Below are 17,604 nucleotides of genomic sequence, written 5' to 3'. Positions count from 1 at the left end.
TGCGACAAAGTCGCAACGTATAGTGACCCGGGAACGGGTCCAGTGGACGCCTGGACTACACGTACACACGGTCTCATCTGCACGCCGGTAGACGGCCGGCCTGCATTGACCCTTCCCACCCACACTTACGCGGGGTGGTGCATCAGTTCAGTCGTACTCAATCACAATCCCGTCGCCCACTTAAGGGCACGGATCTGTGACCGGTACGAGTCATGGACCCACAGGGATTCGAACCCTGGGCATCCTCCTTGCAAAGGAGGCACTCTACCACTGAGCTATGGGCCCACGTCCGCCCAGACGGGCGGACAGAGATATACGTGTTAGCCTCGGTAGTTCTAAGGTGCCCGATCGGCCCAGCGATGGGTCAATCGAACGTGAACCGCGTAGCGCAAAACGCTACGACTTGTGGGCTGGGGCATCGCCCCAGTCCCGGTCTGTGGAGGTGATCCAGCCGCAGATTCCCCTACGGCTACCTTGTTACGACTTAAGCCCCCTTGCGAAGCCCAGATTCGACCGCCGTTGCGGCGGCCTCATCCGGACCTCACTCGGGTGCTTTGACGGGCGGTGTGTGCAAGGAGCAGGGACGTATTCACCGCGCCCTTCTGAGGCGCGATTACTACCGAATCCAGCTTCATGAGGGCGAGTTTCAGCCCTCAATCCGAACTACGACCACGTTTCGGAGATTAGCGTCCCCTTTCGGGGTTGCATCCCACTGTCGTGGCCATTGTAGCCCGCGTGTCGCCCAGCACATTCGGGGCATACTGACCTACCGTTGCCCGTTCCTTCCTCCAGTTTGGCACTGGCAGTCTACCTAATGTACCCAGCTACCACAAGGGTACTGCTGGCAATTAGGCATGCGGGTCTCGCTCGTTGCCTGACTTAACAGGACGCCTCACGGTACGAGCTGACGGCGGCCATGCACCTCCTCTCAATGGCTCAGGTAAGCTCATCACACTGACCGTCACTGCACATTGTCGATGCTGGTGAGATGTCCGGCGTTGAGTCCAATTAAACCGCAGGCTCCTCCGGTTGTAGTGCTCCCCCGCCAATTCCTTTAAGTTTCATCCTTGCGGACGTACTTCCCAGGCGGTCTGCTTCACGGCTTCCCTACGGCACAACACAAACTCGTAGTTTGTGTCACACCTAGCAGACATCGTTTACAGCTCGGACTACCCGGGTATCTAATCCGGTTCGTGACCCGAGCTTTCGTCCCTCACCGTCGGATCCGTCTTCCAGAGGCGCTTTCGCCACCGGTGGTCCGTCCAGGATTACGGGATTTCACTCCTACCCCAGACGTACCCCTCTGGTCTTCCGGTCCCAAGCCGAGCAGTTTCCACCGGACGCCTGTGTGTTAGGCACACAGATTTCCCGATAGACTTGCGCGGCCAGCTACGGACGCTTTAGGCCCAATAATAGCGGTCATCACTCGTGCTGCCGGTATTACCGCGGCGGCTGGCACCGGTCTTGCCCAGCACTTATTCTACCACCTCCTTACGGTGGTGAAAAGCGAGGACTATATGCCCTCGCACTCGGAGTCCCCTTATCGCACTGGCGTGCAGTGTAAAGGTTTCGCGCCTGCTGCGCCCCGTAGGGCCCGGTATCTTGTCTCAGATACCGTCTCCGGGCTCTTGCTCTCACAACCCGTACCGATTATTGGCACGGTGGGCCGTTACCCCACCGTCTACCTAATCGGCCGCAGCCACATCCTATGGCGCCTGAGCGTTTCGGATTCCCAGCAGTTCCAGCTTGGGAATCGTATTCCGGATTGGCCTCAGTTTCCCGAGGTTATCCGGATCCATAGGGTAGTTTGGCCACGTGTTACTGAGCTATCTGCTACGAGTACAAACTCGTACAACTAGCATGGCTAAATCGGACTCCAATAGCAATGACCTCCGGCAGGATCAACCGGAATGCTATCTACTCCCAACTGTTGTTGGGAGGGTTCATTTGGCGGTGAATGTTCGAATACACACTCACACATAAATGGGTCCACGTTCGGTGACCACGATCGACGACCGATCAGGCGTCACCGAACTACCAAGGCTAACATCAGACCCCATCTATACGGCGGACCGCAGGTGTGGAGTCCTCATCTTCTGCGTACTATATCTGTAGACCCGGGTCAATACATAAGGGCTTCGAACCTTAACTTCAAAGATAGTCAGTACCAAGCGAGTATATGAAACGGACTTTCGTCTAATATATAACCATCTCGTTGGAAGATCGACAAGTCGCTCGAACTCCAAGCGATGGTTCCGTCGGGGTAAAATGAGCCAGTTCGTACAGACCACTCAACGGCTGCACAATCTGTTTTCATGGGCCCTGACGGGACTGGACTCTTGGCTCGTTGCTATTGTTGAGGTTTCGTCAATCATGGTTATAGATCTGGTAGGTAGTCGCGTCGCTGATTTGCCTTTTCGCGGGCGTTTCGCCGGTCATAGTGGCGATCGAGGATATCGTCGCTCGCATCGAGTCGGTCACCGACGACTCGACGGGGCACGTCCTCGCGACGGTAGGCCGTTACCCGGCCACTCCGTACGTCGTGGGGTGACCTCGAGGACGGGCACTTACTCGCGCTCGTGTAGGTGGTCGCCTCGCAGTCCTTTGGGTCGCGATCGTGGGGACAGTCCTCGCCGCGCCAGCATGGGCGAGTCACTCCGTACATCGTATCTCGAATCGTCGAGACAGTTGGACGGCCATGGCCTGTCGTCAGAAGTGGATCACGTCCGTGGCCGTCGGTCACGTCCTTCCGGGGACCATCGATGTAGTCCTGGAGAACGCCAGCGACGTGACCACTGATCGTATTCCATCGCTCGCCCTTCTCGCCTTTCTTGAGTGGGGTATCCGTTTCCGGGCGATGAACGAACTGCAGGCCGGGCGAACCGACCCCGAGATCACAGTCTCGAAGATCGATTGCACGTATCCCTCCTGCACGCGCGCCCGTGTGCCACAGAAGCAGTAGGGTAACGTGCTTCCGCGAGGCGTAGTGGTACCGTTGCAGGTAATCGAGTATCTCGACCGCGCGCTCGGGCTCGAGGGTCGAGTCGCTTACACCCTCGCTCGCCGAGACAGTCGGGAGCGGCACCTTTGAGAACAGGTCTTCCGGAACCGCATTGATGTCTGCACAGAACCGAAGGAACGCACGCAACGTCGCCAGCTGCCCGCGCAAGGTAATCGTCGCCACTTGCTCGCGGCCCTCGCCGTTACCCTCTCGTCGCCAAACGCGGTAGGCATAGAGATCGCGACCCGAGAGATCGTTCAGGTTCTCGATCTCCTCTTCGGCACACCACTGTGTAAAGGCCTCAAGGCGGTAGACGTGCGACGGGAGCGTCTGGTCGCTTAGTTCGTCTCGCCGACCCTCGATATACATCTCGACGGCCTGCTCGGGGCCGATCGGTTCAAGATCGGAACTCATTCCGATCTCTCGCGATTACCGGCAGCTACCGGAGTTTGTAATCGGTCTTCGTTAGTCAAAGTCGTCCAGGCCGTGGGCTGTGGACCGCGGCCTAATCGGTACGGTCGAGCGAGGGCTTTATGCCCCGTAGTATCGTGGAATTGCATGCTTCCGTAGTTAGGTACGGGAGCCAGGCGGGCTGGTGCTGGAACACCGAGTCCGCGTTTTCAGGTGAACCCACACGGCGACCGGTGGGTCCATTGGGCTTCCGGTATCGTCACCGAAACACCACGTCCACTTATAATTATCTAACCGTACGTTATTGTCTGGAGTAACAGAGCGTACTATAGCTTAATCAACCAGTATTGATAAAATGCGGCGCTGTACGGTTCCTGTATGCGAAGACCAAGGGTGCCGTGGATGACACAAGCTGATGACCGAATCCTCGAGACCCTTGCGGATAGTGAACTAATTCTCTCACCGCATGTTCTCTCGGTCAATATCGACTACTCAAGACACTATCTGAGCACACGGCTCGGAAAACTTCGCGACGCTGGATTAGTCGAGCGTGTCGACGACGGTTTGTATCGAATCACCGACCACGGACGGGCGTATCTCAATGGAGACCTCGAGGTTGAGGACTTGGTGTGACCTTCATGGTCGAGATAACAGTAACAGGACTGGAACGTAGTAAGTGATCGCTCCTCGAGGCAGTCGCCCTCAAAAATAGCAGCTACTCGCTGGGTTCGGTCGTTCCAGTCGGTGTGCGATATCGCGGCTGGAGCCCAAGGGATCGCGCGGCGTCAGCCGAGATCGTCACCATTCGCTCGCCGGACGTGACTGGTTCCTTCGCCACGTCTTCGATCAGCGCGGCCAGCTCATCGCGATAGGACTTGTCGCGTTCCTCCTGAATCTGGACCGTCTCTTTCGTTCGCTGGTGGATCGCCCGATTTGCGAGATACGCCAGGACGAACAGTTCGCGAACTTCGAACGGAGCCTCGTCGAGATACCACGGCAACGTGAAGTCCTCGAGTCGCGCCTTCGGCCCAACTGGCGCACCGAGGACGGCAAGCGTTCGGCCCAAGACCGAACCGGCGGCCGTCGGTCGAACCTCCGTTGCTCGCGAGTCGTCATCCTCGTGGTAGAACTCGTGCTCCACCCCGACTCCGTCGAGCGCGTCGATCACGTGCGAGCGGTGATCGCGATGGTTCAATGCGAAGGAGGGAGTGAACGTCTCGGTGGCGATCGAGCCGCCGGAGAAGACGTTCGCGACGAGCGTATTCAATGCGAGAAACGTCCCATCTTGCATGGTCGCATCTAACCAGCCGTAGTCGCGGGCCACCTCGATCCCGCGGGCGGCATCCGGCTTCCCACCGTCGGTCCACCCACGAACGCGCCCACGTGGTAACTCCAGCGCATTCGAGATCGCGTAGGAGCCTTTGTCCGGATGCTGACTCGCATACTGCATCACAGCCTGGTAGTCGAGGACGGCCGCCCACGGATCACTGTATGCCCCGCCGTCGTAGGTGCGCGCGAGGTCGCGCTCGTCGACTACGGGGGTGTCCCAGTCCATACTGGGTTTCAGATGTGAGACTTCAAATACGTGTTGTATTGTTGAATAGTCGGAAAATCGCAAGACGGCGTGGCTTCAAGGGGGTGCTGTAGGGTCTCTAACCCCGCCTAATTATCAGTTCTGAAAGTGTCCCAGAACGTTCTTTTCACCAATACGTTGTACTTTGGGATAATTATATATATGCAGTCTTCTCTGGCTGCAAGTAGCACCGCAACGACGAGACGGCACCGCTGAGGGGCGATTTGTCGCTCCCTCGAGCGGCATCGGGTTGCCACTGTGGCACTCGAGCAAAGTCATCTCACTGTTGCGGGTGCGTGAAAACGCAAATCCAACTATGGATCTCACAAAATATCGAAACAAGTTGATCGGAAGCGAAGACGAGCGAGCTGTATCGCCCGTCATTGGTGTCATTCTCATGGTCGCGATAACGGTGATTCTCGCGGCTGTGATCGCAGCGTTCGTGCTGGACATCGGTGACCTTGATGATGGTGCACCGAACGCTCAGATCAGCTATGACACGAACTCGAATTATGATGGAGACAATGACCTAGGTACACTCTCGCATGAGGGTGGTGACGCAGTTAATACTGAAGATATCGAGATCCGAATCGATGACGGAGATACCACATACACGCTAAATGCGGATAACAGCTTCGATCACAACAGCGATGGAGAGACTCAAATCGACAATAGTGATTTCAATAGTGGCGGGTCTTTCGAGGTCGGTGATTCGGTGGATATAGATGATAATGCAGGTAATATTGGTACTACGACCGATTACGAGATAACAATTGTTCATAATCCTAGTAACTCGGTCATCTTTGACGGAGAGTTTACGGCTGCTGGGAGCTGAAATGATGATGGATTTAAAACCAATCCGGAATAAATTAGTCGGAACCGAGGACCAGCGGGCAGTGTCGCCTGTCATCGGTGTCATTCTCATGGTCGCCATAACGGTTATTCTCGCGGCTGTGATTGCAGCATTCGTGCTGGACATCGGCGATCTGGACGATGATGCGCCAACTGCGCAGATAAGTTACGATACGAATTCGAACTTCGGTGATGTAGAAGGCGGCGATGTAGAGGATGATAGACTAGCTACATTTAGCCACGACGGCGGGGACGAAATCAACACTGACGAAATTACAGTGCGGATTGATGGAGATAGCCTTGATGCTGATGTCAACTTCGGTGATGGAAGAACAGATGGGGTTGATGCTGGTGGCTTCCACGATGAAAACTTCGGTGTTGGTGACTCAATAGACGTGACTGATGCTGGAATAGACGGTGACAGTGGTGAGGTTGCTGACGATACTTCGGCAATTAAACCTGATGAGAACTACGAGGTTACAATCATTCACGAACCCAGTAGTTCAATTATCTTTGAAGGAGAGTTCAACACACCAAGCTACGATTACGCGGGATCGTAAGCAATCTAAACTGATGATTCAGTTCCAGTACTGAATGGTGTTTTGACTGACCCTATTTTTCTATGCTTGTCACTAACTCGAGCGCCCATTCTCCCTCACCCACATGCCGAATATGAACGTGATGTTCGCCCTCAAGTCGCCCGTCCTCGTCTAACAACCCCTCGAGACGCACATCGTCTTTCGGGAGCGTGATCCCGACCGAATCCTGATCGAGCTGGCGGAGTTTGTTCAATGCCATATCTGGCGGGCAACCCCCCATCTCATAAAAGTTGGTGACTGACGGGAAACCCGAGGTGTTCCCGAGGTTTTCCTGACATTTTCGTCACGGCGGGGAAACCGGCTGGTCGTATGGCATTAAGCCTCCCGCAGAAGTACGTCCCTGACTCGGTTCGTCAGGAAGACGGTATCGACTTGACAGACAGTATTCTCGCCCCGCTGTTCGTGCTGGCGTCGTTCTCGATCGGCGCGGTCGGCACGCTCCAGTTCAGCGCGCCGCTCGACGTGGCGCTCACGGACTCACTCTATTCGGCCCACGGGACGGACATCACCTACGCGTTCATCCTCTCGATCTCGATTCTCGTGGTCGGCTGGTTGACCAACGAAAGCACCCCCGAGGACTGGACCGACGTCGAGACCGTCGTTGTGCTCCTGGCGGTGCTGTTGAACGTGCTTGGGGCGCTCGTCCCTGCGATGCAGGTCACCCTCGAGAGCATGTGGTACGTCGGCTGGTTCACCGTCTTTCTGAACGGAGCCGCGTTCTACGTCATCGCCTACAAGTAACCCGGAGGACACACCATGTATTTCGATATTTTCAGCGACACGACGGACTGGTATCGCACATCGACTTTCAGCGGCATCGCGGGGTGGCTCTGATGCGAGTGCTCCGCAGACTGCCGCTGTCGGACGTCGGGCACGAGATACTCGAGGCGGTCGGCGTCCTCACGCTACTGGGGTGTGCGTTCGTACTGTTGCTGTTCGTGCTCGGGGGTGGATCGTGATGTCGGCCGACGATAGCCCACAGCCCACCGCCCATGATCTCGAGCTGCCGAGCAACGCGATCGCGCGACGGTCGTTTATGCAACGGGTGGGTGTCGGTGCCGCCGCGATCACTGCGGGGACGGCCTCGAGCACGTCGGCGGCTGCCGAAGATGACGAGGACGACGAGACCTCAAACTGGGACTACGTTCGTGATGGAACGAACGGGGTTCATATGCTCCTGACTGGGCGGTATGCGACTCGAGCATGGGGCAACTATCAGGACGCTCAAGACGAGGCGTTGCACGAGGAGATGTATGCCACGGCCCGCGAGATTGAGGAGGACAGACAGAACGCCTTCGACTCGCTCGAGAACGATTTGACCATGCTGTCGGGGTGGATTCGAGATAACGTTGCCAACGAATTGGCGAACGTGGCGGCTACTGATGGCTCGATCGAAGAGATGCACGATGCGTCTAAAGACGTGGTGCGCGACAATATCTCGAACTCTATACAAAATCTGTTCAATGTCTGGGTAACTGATTTCGAGAAGACTGCGAAAGCGATCTATGAGGTTGATATGAGCGGATACGAGCCTGATCCGCATATGTTCTTAGCTGGGATCGCGTCATTTGATGGAGTCAGTGGTGGATCCCTAACAGATCAAGAAAAACAGTACTACGACAAGTGGACGTATTACCATACTGACGGCGCTGAGGGAGACGAACCGCCCGATGCAGAAGAAATCAACACCGTCAGTTTATCACTGCCAAACGGCGACTCAATAACGCTCCCGGTAGACTCATACGTCGATCACTACCGAACAGGGACTTCCTTATTCCCGTTCGCAGAGGCCTCAGATCCTGATTGGGGAGACACAGATAACGTCGATGGGAGCAGCGATTACGAAAACTGGTACGAACTCGCACATAAAGTAGTCAATCCGAACGACTATACTTATCAAGATGACTTTGTCGGAACTGAAATCGAAGACCTTACTGACGAATATGAAACGATTTCGCGCATCGGGATCTATCCCTATGATGCGACTGACGACGATCGCGCTGATATTCTGGACGCGCAACGGTTTACCAATATCCACAAAAGCCTGCTCGAGTTGCTCGAGCAGGAACTGAGCCACGCCGAAACGCTCGTCGATAATCTTGGGCAGGCGATGCTCGACGGCGAAGTCAGTTACCACGACGTTGCGTCAGGTCAGGCAGTGCTCGATGCGGCTGCCGATCTCGACGACTGGAACGATGCGGCGATGTTTTTCCGCCAGGTCAACACGCCCGAAGGAGAGCATGCCGCGGTCGTGGAACTCGAGAGCGGTGTCGAACTCGAGGGCGCACTGTTCTGGACGGCCCCCGATCCCGAGCGCGGTATGCCCGTCGGTGAGTGGATCGAACCCGAAGACGAACTCGGCGAGATCCACATGGGCGCAGAAGTCCGCGACCTCGATGGATACGACGGTGACGACTGGGACGAGGACTGGGTTGGCGTGACGAAGCTCACCCAGCCGTTCCGTATCAACGGACTCGATGGCGGGCACGACGGTCCACTGATGTTTGACGAGACAGAGCTCCCGGATCCACAAGACACCGAAGCGATGCTCGAGCGCATCCGCGATGCCTACGAGCGCGAGCGCCAAGCCGAGGAGGATGCCGAGATTACGATCAATCTCGACGGCGGTGACGGTGGTGGCGGCGACCCACTGTTTGACTTCGACAACCCGCTCGATTCGGACGGGGCGGAGTATCTCGGACTCGGCCTTATCGGTGTCGTCGTGCTGGCGGTCATCGGGATTGTGACTGACCTCATTCCGGGGCTGGGTGACTGACCGTGCAACGTCTTCTCGTCTTTTCGATGGTGGCAGCGGTGGCACTGGCGATGGGCATGGGCGTTGGGCTGACCGCAGCTGACGAGGACTGGCCGACCGATCAGGACGACCTCGAGCGTGGCGACGTGCTCGAGGCGATCGAGCAGGACCGCGAGGACGTGCCAGAGGATGCCCGGACGGCGATCAACAACTGGGCAACGGACAACCCGGACGAACTCACCGACGACGAACGTGAGACCGTCCGCGACTGGTTGCGCGACGAGCCAGCAGAGATCGACGCTCCCGAAGAGTTCGAGGTTGAGTTCAGCGGCGGCGTGTGGATCACCGACTACTCGCTCGAGGACGGCGAGGCAACGATCACCTTCGAAACCAGTCGCTACCAGCGAGTGACAGTGTCGGATGCGCTCGCGGGAGTCGATCAGGATGGCGCTGTGCAAGTGCCGAGTGAAACCTACGAACTCGAGCGCGGCGAAACGACGATCTCGACAGACGTGCGCGAGATGCGCGGCTCGTCAACGGTCGGCGTTACAGTTAGCGACACCACAGTCAGACTCTCGACAGAGATGCAAGCGCCGGAGCAACAGGACGAGAATCCGTTCCGGCACTTCGGCGGCGAGAGCGGACTGTTCAGCGGGATTCTCATGACCGTTGGGCTGGCCGTCGTCGGCACGGCACACGTACTACGCTCTGAAGACAGCGGGGTGATCGAAGCATGACCGAAACGAGCGGCACGTTCGGCTCCTGGAGCGACCGACTGACGTACCTCGCAGCCGAGAGCCAGCTGATCGTTTTCGGGCTCATGGTCTCACTCGGTGGCGCGCTGGTGCTCATCCGGCCGTCACTGCCGGGTGTGCCACCGATCGCCTACGGCTGGTTCGCAGCCTTACTCCTGCTCGGACCGCCGCTGCTGGCGCTGTTCGTGACTGGAGCGCGGAAGCTCAGACAACGGCGGATGGTCGAGGTTCACCACATCAACGCCGTCGAGGACGTTCGGCGGAAGCTCTACGTCGAGCCGAAGGTGTGGGACGAGAAGGTGATCGAAGGTCCAAGCCCATACCGAGTGAACGACGACGAGGCGTTTGAAGTTCGGGAGTTCGACTGGCAGGAAGACACCGAGACGCTGGTCGTCACTGGCTGTTACTTCTCACAGCTGTCGGACTCGAAACTCGTCACGGTCAAAGCCATGCTCGAGGACATCCACGGCGAGCTGGTCGAGACGGCGATCGCCTACAACAAACTCCGCGGTCGAATCTCGAGGATGGGTATCGAGATCGAACGCGACACGATCAACGCGCACGCGGAGGCGGACGAGCGCGGGTTGATGACCCAGAAGACGAGCGTCAAGGAACGGTTCGAAGCGGCCGAAGACGATGCGAACGAGTGGTCCAGCGACGAGATCAGCGACCTCGGCGAGTACGAACAGGAGTTCGACCCGGCCGACCCTGATCCCGTGACGATCGATCAGGGAGCGATGGGCATGGGCGATGGGCAAGCAGCAACCGACGGAGGACACGAATGAGATACATCCACGACGGCACGGTACGGAATCGAACAGTTGAGCCACCGAAAACGTTTGTCGGAAGCGAGCCGGTCACATCGGCCCGGAGAAACGGCTTCGGGAAGCTGTTGTACAAGCTTCGAAGGACCGAGAAACCGCTGCTCGTCGGTCACGAAAGCGACCGCTGGAGGTGGACCGATGACTGACGACAACGCACTCCACGTCACGGGCGAAGCACGAGAGTACCAGGACGGATTCGGTCAGCGAGAGAACCGCGAGATCGCCGATCACGGTGGCATCGTCAGAGACGAATCGATCTCTCGAGCGATGTCGATCCGGTCGATTCACTACGAGCCGACCGCGGCCGATCGGCCCGACAAGATGCCCGGCCAGAGCAAAGACCTCGAGAAACACCGTCAAATTCGGATGGTCGAAGGGACTGAAACCTTCCGTAGAGCGATGGAGAACGGCGATATGCCGACAATCAAGCATCTCGTCGGCGATACATCGAAACGCGCGGACGTGAGCGGACTGAAGGCGATCGGCAAAGTCGACGAACTCGTGAACGGCCCGGCTCCGGTCATCGTCGTCTTGGGCGAGATGGGGGCGGGTAAGACCGACTTCGCGTGTCTGCTCGCGCAGCGGTGGCGAGCGCTCCATCAGGAGAACTCGCTGCTCGGCACGAATATCCAGAGCTTAGAGGAAAAGAATCGCTGGGTCGACGACGACGGTGACGTCCAGGACGGCTGGATCGGCGACTACGGCACCCTCATGGAGTGGGTCGAACAGGACGGTGATCCGCTCAAGCACAGCCAGCGAGACAAGCTGTTCATCGGTGACGAGTTCTCGAGTGCTGCCAGCGGCAGCGGCAAGCAGGGATACGAGACGCGACAGAAAATGGCACCGCTGGTCTACAAGATCCGCAAGTACGGCGGGGCGCTGATCTACATCGCACACGGCGAGCGCTCGATTCATCCGATGCTCTGGCGCGTTGGGACGATCGTCAAGAAGGTCTCGAGAAAGAAGGCCGTCATCGCCGACTCGATTCGGAACGCCCAGCTGGCAGACATCGAAGGCGAGATCGAAGGCGTTCCACCGACGGACTTCCGATACAACACGAAAGAAGCGAGCGACTGGAGCTGGTCGGAGTACGGCGAGGAAACGGACGACCTCGAGGCAGATCAGGCGGCGAAGATGACCGCGATCTGGACGGCAATTCGGTGCAAAGAAGAGGGAATGACCGACCGTGAAACCGCTAAATTCGTACCGTACAGCCACGGATGGGTCAATTCCCGGTGGAACGAACACCGCAAGGACGGCAAACACGTTGAGACGCTTGGCAAGGTCGAAGAGGTAATCGCATGACGGCAGCGGGTTGGATAGCTGGTTACGGTTACACACCCCCCTTTACAGTAGCTATGGGCGCGGCCCGACAGGGCCGCGTGGCTACGCCCATCGCCTGCATTCCGTGTGACATAGCTGGCGGAGAAATAAATAAAGACGCGCGACGAGCGCGTAGGATGTGATCGGCATGGCTGTCGCCTTCCGTTATCTGATCGACGTTGCTCGGTTCGCTGTTGTCGATCTGGCCCACGAACTTCGGATGGATTACGAACGCGGTGTCTTCTCGAGACAAACGCTCGCGATCATCGGCGGCTCGAGCACGGTCGCGATCGCGTCGATCACGACGGCCGCATACGGACTGGGGATTAGCGCGCTGCTCTTCGCGGCGTTCGTTACCTGGTCGAGTGCTCGAGCTGACCGGCGCTGGCGAGACGAACGGAGGACACCGTGAACCGATCGAAGCGAGCCAACCACTTCGGAACGATCTGCGAAAAGCGCATGGCACGGAAGCGTCGGTTCGATCTCGAGCGCGCCAGCTGGCACGACGCTCGATTCCAGAACGGTACGCCAGTCGAGATCAAATCAACGATGCTCGAGCACGCCGACGGCCAGCCGGGCAACTTCAAAGTCTACCGAGCGTATCACGAGAAGCTTCGGCGGGCGGACGGCTGGTACTGCTTCGTGGTCTACAAGCCTCACGGCCGCAGCGGGTTGACCGTCGTCAAGGACAAGATGGTTCGAGCGGGCGATCTCCCGCTGCTCCGGTGGCACGGCGGCGGCGATCACCGTGGGACCCAACAGGCGAAGATCGCAATCGGTGACGTGTTTTAGCTCCCCTCTGTCAATTCTGCTCACGCCTTCGGTGTAGATTCCGCTATTTGTGAACCAACAGAGGCCAGTCAAGGCGTTCAAGGCGCTCTTGTTCGCCTACAGGAAGCTATAGAAAAAAGGATAGCAGTCCAACACGGCACAAACCGTCGATATACTTAAGCGATCACTGTTTGGTAGATTCAGAAAAGATGGAGAAATCGGCATTTCTCAGGGATGATAACGCCGTTTCGCCGGTAATTGGAGTTGTGTTACTTGTCGGCATATCTGTTATGACTATGGCTCTTGTCGGCTCTCTTGTTCTTAGTCAGGGAGGGATCGTCCAGCCCACACCAGACATCGACGTGGACTATGTCGAGCAGGAAGATGACAATGTTTCGATGGTCGTCACATCTCTCATCGGCACCTCTTCTCTCGATGAAGATGACTTCGAGATCCGGGTAGACGGACAGGAAGCCTGTGGTGCATGGGATAGTTCCAACGGAGTCGGTGTCGGCGACACGATGAACATCACAGGATACGCTGACGGAGGTAGCTGTACAGAACTCGATGAGACAAGTTCGATTGCTGTGATTCTGGATGAAGGCTCACAGTCAGAATTGCTCAGCACCTATGACGTGAGAGATGAAGACGCTGGCGAAGGTGGAGAAGGCGGAGAAAGCGGAGAAGGCGGAGAAAGTGGAGAAGGCGAATCCACCTTTACGGTCTCCGTGAACAGCTATGACGAGACTGTAACTGAAGGTGAGCAAGTAGTCTTCGACGCGACTATCGAAAACACTGGTGAGGAAACAGACTCTCAGAATATCGAACTAGAGATTGTAAATGACGAAACCGGTGAGTCCGAAGTCATCGACCAGACAGAGGTTGAGCTGTCGAGCGGGCATTCAACGGATATCGAACTAACCTGGGAAACAGACGATGGCGATAGCGGCGAAGATGATCAACGGTCGTATCCGGCGACAGTTAGTAGCGGAGATTATAGCGAGACAGGGTTAGTCATTCAAGTTGAAGATGACGAGAGTACAACCGATGAGCCGGTTTCGTTTGACGTCCTAACAGTGGATGTTAGCGAGTTTAACCAAGGCCAAGACGATGACGTAACGATCGATATCGAGTACGAACTAAGCGGTGAACCGGATAATGCGGACGTCGAAATCGCTGCAGAGTTCGATCATTCAGACAACAGAGCGAGTGAAGAGGTTCAAAATCAGGATGGTACCATTTCGTTTGCTCTGGAGCCGCAGAACCAGAACGATGAGATAAACGTCGAAGGAGTAATTGACGGCAAAGAATGCAGTGCAGATGGAATCGAGATCGGCAGCAGTGGAATAGACGTTTGCTGATCTTACTCTAAACCCAAGACCATACTTCTTACTCGGTTCTTGCGCGGACTTCAGTATTGATCTCAAAACTCACGGCTCGAGTACTCAGTGTCTCGGCGATCTCCCGGCGCTGCTCGAGCGTGAGATCATCGCGCTCGAGGACCTGCTGAATCGCACGGACGAAGTGAGGGACATCATCGCAGGCACTGACCACGGCTTTCGTCCTGTTACAGTCGTAGAAGTCAGCTGCTCGCTCGATCGCGTCTCGTCGATACGCGTAGTCGCCGTCGGTTCTGATTCGCATGCTCGTACACACGACCCCCGAAATCCTAGTTTTTTCGGCTCACTCAATGGCCCACATCGGCCCAAAACGGGGGTGACCTGTCGGCCCATCGTAGATGAATCCCGGCTCGAGGTGGCGATCGACTCGCAATATGCACACGGCGTTTCCGATCTCGTGTGCATATTCGGGAAACGGATTCTGTCGACGTGCAACCCCGTAGATGTCGAGAAAAAGAGCCGCTAAAACCCTACTCCTGACCCAGGTCCTTAATCAAGTGTTTGATGACATTCGGGTCGAATTCAAGCGCACCAGGATGTTCCTCATGGATTTTTTCTATGACCTCCTCTGGCGATAAATCACTCTCCTTCTCGTGAAATTCTTGAATTGCAATATTAATCATCATCGCATACCATCCAGCATTCAGGTTTAAACGCTCTACAGTTTCACCGTGGGGTCTCTGATAATTGTCCGAATGCACACCTAGCAGAGCAAATCCCCGAGAACTCGTACGCAACCCTCCTGTAGCCGGATTCTTCAAGGTTCGAGGCCCTGCTACAATTGGAGAACCACTCATCCCTGGATACATCATCGCATCTGTGATGAACTTGGGTTGCCGTTGAAAAGCAGCACCGAAGGGCGTAGATATCCTAGCATCTCTAAGAAGTGGGAAATATGACCCACTATCTAATAATCCATCAGGGTATCCTATTACTAAGACCACATCTCCTCCTGAAACAATATCATCACCCCGCATAATCATTTCTGGAGTGAATGCAGTACTCCCTGTTTCTATATTTGGAGAACTAGTGTTGATGTATTCAGAAAAATCTGATAGTCTTTGATTTATTGGTATAACTGCTATATCTATATCATAATCCAATGACTCATTTAGAGGAGGTTCAAACCAATCTTCACCAATTCCATCTTCTACTGAAATCGTGATCCAATTTATAGACTCCATGTCACCAAAGTCACGGATAAAAAAGCGGATCTCCTCCGCCGGTTCGCCTTCTTCTGGTGAGAGGACGTGTTTGTTAGTTACGATATAGGTCCGGTCAAGGAGGTTGTAAAAGAAGCCAGTCCCAAAATCAGCACCATTATTGACCTTAAGTATCGTTACCGTGGAAAATACGGGATTCATGTTATTCATCTTATTCTATCTCAGTGTCTCCAAGTACTACAAACTATAGGTCAAAATGCAAAGTTGCACGGGGGGATCACTGACCTAGGTTTCGCCTGCTTCAACTGGAGATCCGCGTGCGGAGGCAGGGGCGGGGCGATGTAATTTTTTGGCTCAGTCCCCTTGGGGACACCCGCCAAGGGGGCTTTCGCGCGCAGCGCGAAACGACCCCGCTGCGGTTGCGGTGCGATCGCCGTGCCGACCCCGCTCTCGAAGAGTGAACAACAACTACAGTTGGACAGTAACACATCTAACACAATCTGAATTGCTGAAAAGAAGTGTCGGGCGAGTGTTGCCACTCAGAGGGACGGCGCTACCAGTCGGGCGCGAGCTTCCCGAGCGGACGGGCCGCAGTGTCGCCTTCCGGTGACTGCCAAACCATGTGGATTCTCGCGAAGCCAGCCGGATCGTTACCCGACTTGCGCCACTTCTCGATCGCCTCACGGGCGACTCGCTGAGCGTTTTCGTAGCTGTTGCCTTTCAGCATCGAGAGAATCGTATCGACACGGAGCTTCTTCGGATTCCCAGCCTCGTCGAACTCGAGGTCGGCACCGTTCTCTGCGAGCCACTTCTGAAACGGCGAGAGTTCTGCAACGTGGTCGGCCAGGCCCATGATGTGTTGCATCCGATCGGCGTAGCTCTCGATCGCGTACTCGGCCGACTCGACGAGGCCGCGAAGTTCCTCGCGATACTTCCGGGCACGGAACGAGATCTGCCCTTGATCCAGTTCGAAGATGTCACCGAGGTCTTGGATCGCTCGGTAGATCGTCGCGGGATGCTTGCCCAGCTGGTCGGCGAGATCGTCGACCGTGCCACCGCCGTCGGTCGCAACTGTCTCGGTAACATCCCGAGCTGTCTCGCCCATGTCTCGCAGCGTCGTCATCAACAGGTGGTCCGACTTCGCCTCGAGGCGTGGCGTCGGATCATCGTACAGTTCCACTAGATCGTCTCGAGCCACAGCGTCGAAGTGATCATCCGGAATGTACACGCCGTTCCCGTCAGGACCAAGCGGGATGTCTTCCCAGTGGAGCGCGTTCAACAGCGTCTCCTCGATCTGCTCGGTCACGTCGTGGCGATCGGCCCACGCCCATGCCTTCTTGTCGTTCATCGACTTGTTCACCAGCACCTCCACCTTCGGATGGTAGGACGGGTGATCTTTCGAGACCGCATCCGGATCGGCCAGCTGGTAGATCTCGAGCTTTCGTCCGTAGGTGTGGCCCGGCATGAGCTTCCCAGCCGAGGCTGGGTTCAGAAACAGCCGGTTCTGGTGATTGACGATCTCCTTGTTGTCGATGTGGAGCTCGGCTTTGATTCCCTCCAGGTCGGAAAGATACAGCGCGACCTTCTGGAGCACCCCGGCCGACGAGAGCTTTTCCGCCCACTCCCGTCGAATCCGGACGTAGCGCTCGTACGCCCACATCCGACTCGCCGCGTGGGGTTCGGTCCGGAAGTATTCGGGATAGATCCGTTCGTTTGCGTGCTCAAAGATCGCCGCGTAGAACTCCGGCAGCAACTCGAGCCCGCGTTCGGGTTCGATGTTACTAGTGTGGAACTCGACGTCTACACCGTCGACATCGCCGACCTGATTCTCCCACGGGAGCTGTATCGGATCGCCAGTCTCCCAGTGGCGCATGTTCGGAAACCGTGGCGAGATATTGTACGATGCTTTCCGCTCGCCTCGCCCACGGCCTTTGATGTCCCACTCGTACAGCCGCTCAGCGTTGATTCCGTCCGACAGTCGCGGGGCGAATCCGGACTTGCTGTAGCTTACCTCCAGGTGCCACGGCTCGCCGTCAACTTCGATGTCCAGTTCGAGATAGCCCTCGAACGGCGCACCGAGCATCACTGACGAGAGCGCATCGTACGGCCCGCGGCCCCAGTCGGCCCACTTCCAGCGCCCCTCTACCTCGTGCGGTGTCGTTTCGACTTGCGACACC

At 56.6% G+C, this 17,604-nt stretch carries 19 protein-coding genes, 1 tRNA gene and 1 rRNA gene; 13 read left to right on the top strand and 8 right to left on the bottom strand.

Annotation, left to right across the window (positions count from 1 at the left end):
- Window positions 1-213: 213 nt before the first annotated feature.
- The 3 genes from DV706_RS08305 to DV706_RS08295 form a co-directional block, all read right to left on the bottom strand.
- Window positions 214-285: transfer RNA gene (locus DV706_RS08305), tRNA-Ala, on the bottom strand.
- A gap of 152 nt (window positions 286-437) precedes the next feature.
- Window positions 438-1,912 (bottom strand): 16S ribosomal RNA (locus DV706_RS08300).
- Window positions 1,913-2,377: 465 nt separating this feature from the next.
- On the bottom strand, window positions 2,378-3,415 hold the full coding sequence (locus DV706_RS08295) for a tyrosine-type recombinase/integrase (RefSeq protein ID WP_006065085.1): 1,038 nt from the start codon (window positions 3,413-3,415) through the stop codon (window positions 2,378-2,380).
- Window positions 3,416-3,814: 399 nt separating this feature from the next.
- On the opposite strand from DV706_RS08295, the gene DV706_RS08290 reads away from it, so the two are divergent.
- Window positions 3,815-4,045, top strand: a complete 231-nt coding sequence (locus tag DV706_RS08290; protein ID WP_006065086.1) for a helix-turn-helix domain-containing protein — start codon at window positions 3,815-3,817, stop codon at window positions 4,043-4,045.
- 82 nt (window positions 4,046-4,127) lie between these two features.
- Here DV706_RS08290 and DV706_RS08285 read toward each other — a convergent pair whose 3' ends face one another.
- Window positions 4,128-4,967 (bottom strand): hypothetical protein, encoded by an 840-nt coding sequence (locus tag DV706_RS08285; protein ID WP_006065087.1) that lies wholly within the window; start codon window positions 4,965-4,967, stop codon window positions 4,128-4,130.
- Window positions 4,968-5,301: 334 nt separating this feature from the next.
- Here DV706_RS08285 and DV706_RS08280 point away from each other — a divergent pair, with 334 nt between their 5' ends.
- Together DV706_RS08280 and DV706_RS08275 are read left to right on the top strand one after the other, a co-directional pair.
- Window positions 5,302-5,820 (top strand): type IV pilin, encoded by a 519-nt coding sequence (locus tag DV706_RS08280; protein WP_006065088.1) that lies wholly within the window; start codon window positions 5,302-5,304, stop codon window positions 5,818-5,820.
- 7 nt (window positions 5,821-5,827) lie between these two features.
- Complete coding sequence (locus tag DV706_RS08275; RefSeq protein WP_086010027.1) at window positions 5,828-6,397, top strand: type IV pilin; 570 nt, start codon at window positions 5,828-5,830, stop codon at window positions 6,395-6,397.
- Between the two features lie 52 nt (window positions 6,398-6,449).
- Here the strand turns inward: DV706_RS08275 and DV706_RS08270 are convergent, their stop codons facing one another.
- Window positions 6,450-6,635: a hypothetical protein gene (locus tag DV706_RS08270; RefSeq protein ID WP_006065090.1), complete on the bottom strand. Its 186-nt coding sequence runs from the start codon at window positions 6,633-6,635 to the stop codon at window positions 6,450-6,452.
- Window positions 6,636-6,745: 110 nt separating this feature from the next.
- On the opposite strand from DV706_RS08270, the gene DV706_RS08265 reads away from it, so the two are divergent.
- From DV706_RS08265 to DV706_RS08225, 10 genes are all read left to right on the top strand, one after another.
- On the top strand, window positions 6,746-7,177 hold the full coding sequence (locus tag DV706_RS08265) for a hypothetical protein (RefSeq protein WP_006065091.1): 432 nt from the start codon (window positions 6,746-6,748) through the stop codon (window positions 7,175-7,177).
- Window positions 7,178-7,269: 92 nt separating this feature from the next.
- Entirely contained in the window at window positions 7,270-7,395 is a 126-nt protein-coding gene (locus DV706_RS22300) for a hypothetical protein (protein WP_275040519.1), read from the top strand.
- Window positions 7,395-9,212, top strand: a complete 1,818-nt coding sequence (locus DV706_RS08260) for a hypothetical protein (RefSeq protein WP_006065092.1) — start codon at window positions 7,395-7,397, stop codon at window positions 9,210-9,212. The genes DV706_RS22300 and DV706_RS08260 overlap by 1 nt, the downstream gene beginning before the upstream one ends.
- Before the next feature lie 2 nt (window positions 9,213-9,214).
- Window positions 9,215-9,928 carry a hypothetical protein gene (locus tag DV706_RS08255; RefSeq protein WP_049889676.1) on the top strand — a complete coding sequence of 238 codons (714 nt, stop codon included), beginning with the start codon at window positions 9,215-9,217 and terminating at the stop codon, window positions 9,926-9,928.
- Window positions 9,925-10,731, top strand: coding sequence for a hypothetical protein (locus DV706_RS08250; protein WP_006065094.1), 807 nt, complete (start codon window positions 9,925-9,927; stop codon window positions 10,729-10,731). The genes DV706_RS08255 and DV706_RS08250 overlap by 4 nt, the downstream gene beginning before the upstream one ends.
- Complete coding sequence (locus DV706_RS08245) at window positions 10,728-10,916, top strand: hypothetical protein (RefSeq protein ID WP_006065095.1); 189 nt, start codon at window positions 10,728-10,730, stop codon at window positions 10,914-10,916. The genes DV706_RS08250 and DV706_RS08245 overlap by 4 nt, the downstream gene beginning before the upstream one ends.
- Window positions 10,909-12,075 carry a hypothetical protein gene (locus tag DV706_RS08240; RefSeq protein WP_006065096.1) on the top strand — a complete coding sequence of 389 codons (1,167 nt, stop codon included), beginning with the start codon at window positions 10,909-10,911 and terminating at the stop codon, window positions 12,073-12,075. The genes DV706_RS08245 and DV706_RS08240 overlap by 8 nt, the downstream gene beginning before the upstream one ends.
- Window positions 12,076-12,241: 166 nt before the next feature.
- Window positions 12,242-12,505 carry a hypothetical protein gene (locus DV706_RS08235; protein WP_006065097.1) on the top strand — a complete coding sequence of 88 codons (264 nt, stop codon included), beginning with the start codon at window positions 12,242-12,244 and terminating at the stop codon, window positions 12,503-12,505.
- Window positions 12,502-12,885, top strand: coding sequence for a hypothetical protein (locus tag DV706_RS08230; RefSeq protein ID WP_006065098.1), 384 nt, complete (start codon window positions 12,502-12,504; stop codon window positions 12,883-12,885). Before DV706_RS08235 ends, DV706_RS08230 begins: the two co-directional genes overlap by 4 nt.
- A gap of 188 nt (window positions 12,886-13,073) precedes the next feature.
- A complete protein-coding gene (locus DV706_RS08225; protein WP_083902001.1) occupies window positions 13,074-14,225 on the top strand; it encodes a type IV pilin in 1,152 nt (383 codons plus the stop codon).
- A 28-nt stretch (window positions 14,226-14,253) separates the two neighbouring features.
- Here the strand turns inward: DV706_RS08225 and DV706_RS08220 are convergent, their stop codons facing one another.
- The 3 genes from DV706_RS08220 to DV706_RS08205 all read right to left on the bottom strand — a co-directional run bounded on the left by DV706_RS08220 (window position 14,254) and on the right by DV706_RS08205 (window position 17,603).
- On the bottom strand, window positions 14,254-14,508 hold the full coding sequence (locus DV706_RS08220; protein ID WP_006065100.1) for a DUF7692 domain-containing protein: 255 nt from the start codon (window positions 14,506-14,508) through the stop codon (window positions 14,254-14,256).
- Between the two features lie 226 nt (window positions 14,509-14,734).
- On the bottom strand, window positions 14,735-15,637 hold the full coding sequence (locus DV706_RS08215) for a S1 family peptidase (RefSeq protein WP_083902002.1): 903 nt from the start codon (window positions 15,635-15,637) through the stop codon (window positions 14,735-14,737).
- 343 nt (window positions 15,638-15,980) lie between these two features.
- Window positions 15,981-17,603 carry a DUF7845 domain-containing protein gene (locus tag DV706_RS08205; RefSeq protein WP_006065102.1) on the bottom strand — a complete coding sequence of 541 codons (1,623 nt, stop codon included), beginning with the start codon at window positions 17,601-17,603 and terminating at the stop codon, window positions 15,981-15,983.
- Window position 17,604 lies beyond the last annotated feature (1 nt).

This window comes from Natronorubrum bangense, assembly GCF_004799645.1.
Taxonomy (GTDB): Archaea; Halobacteriota; Halobacteria; order Halobacteriales; family Natrialbaceae; genus Natronorubrum; species Natronorubrum bangense.
Note: the sequence above shows the minus strand (reverse complement) of the source record. Positions and strands in the feature narration are given on the sequence as shown.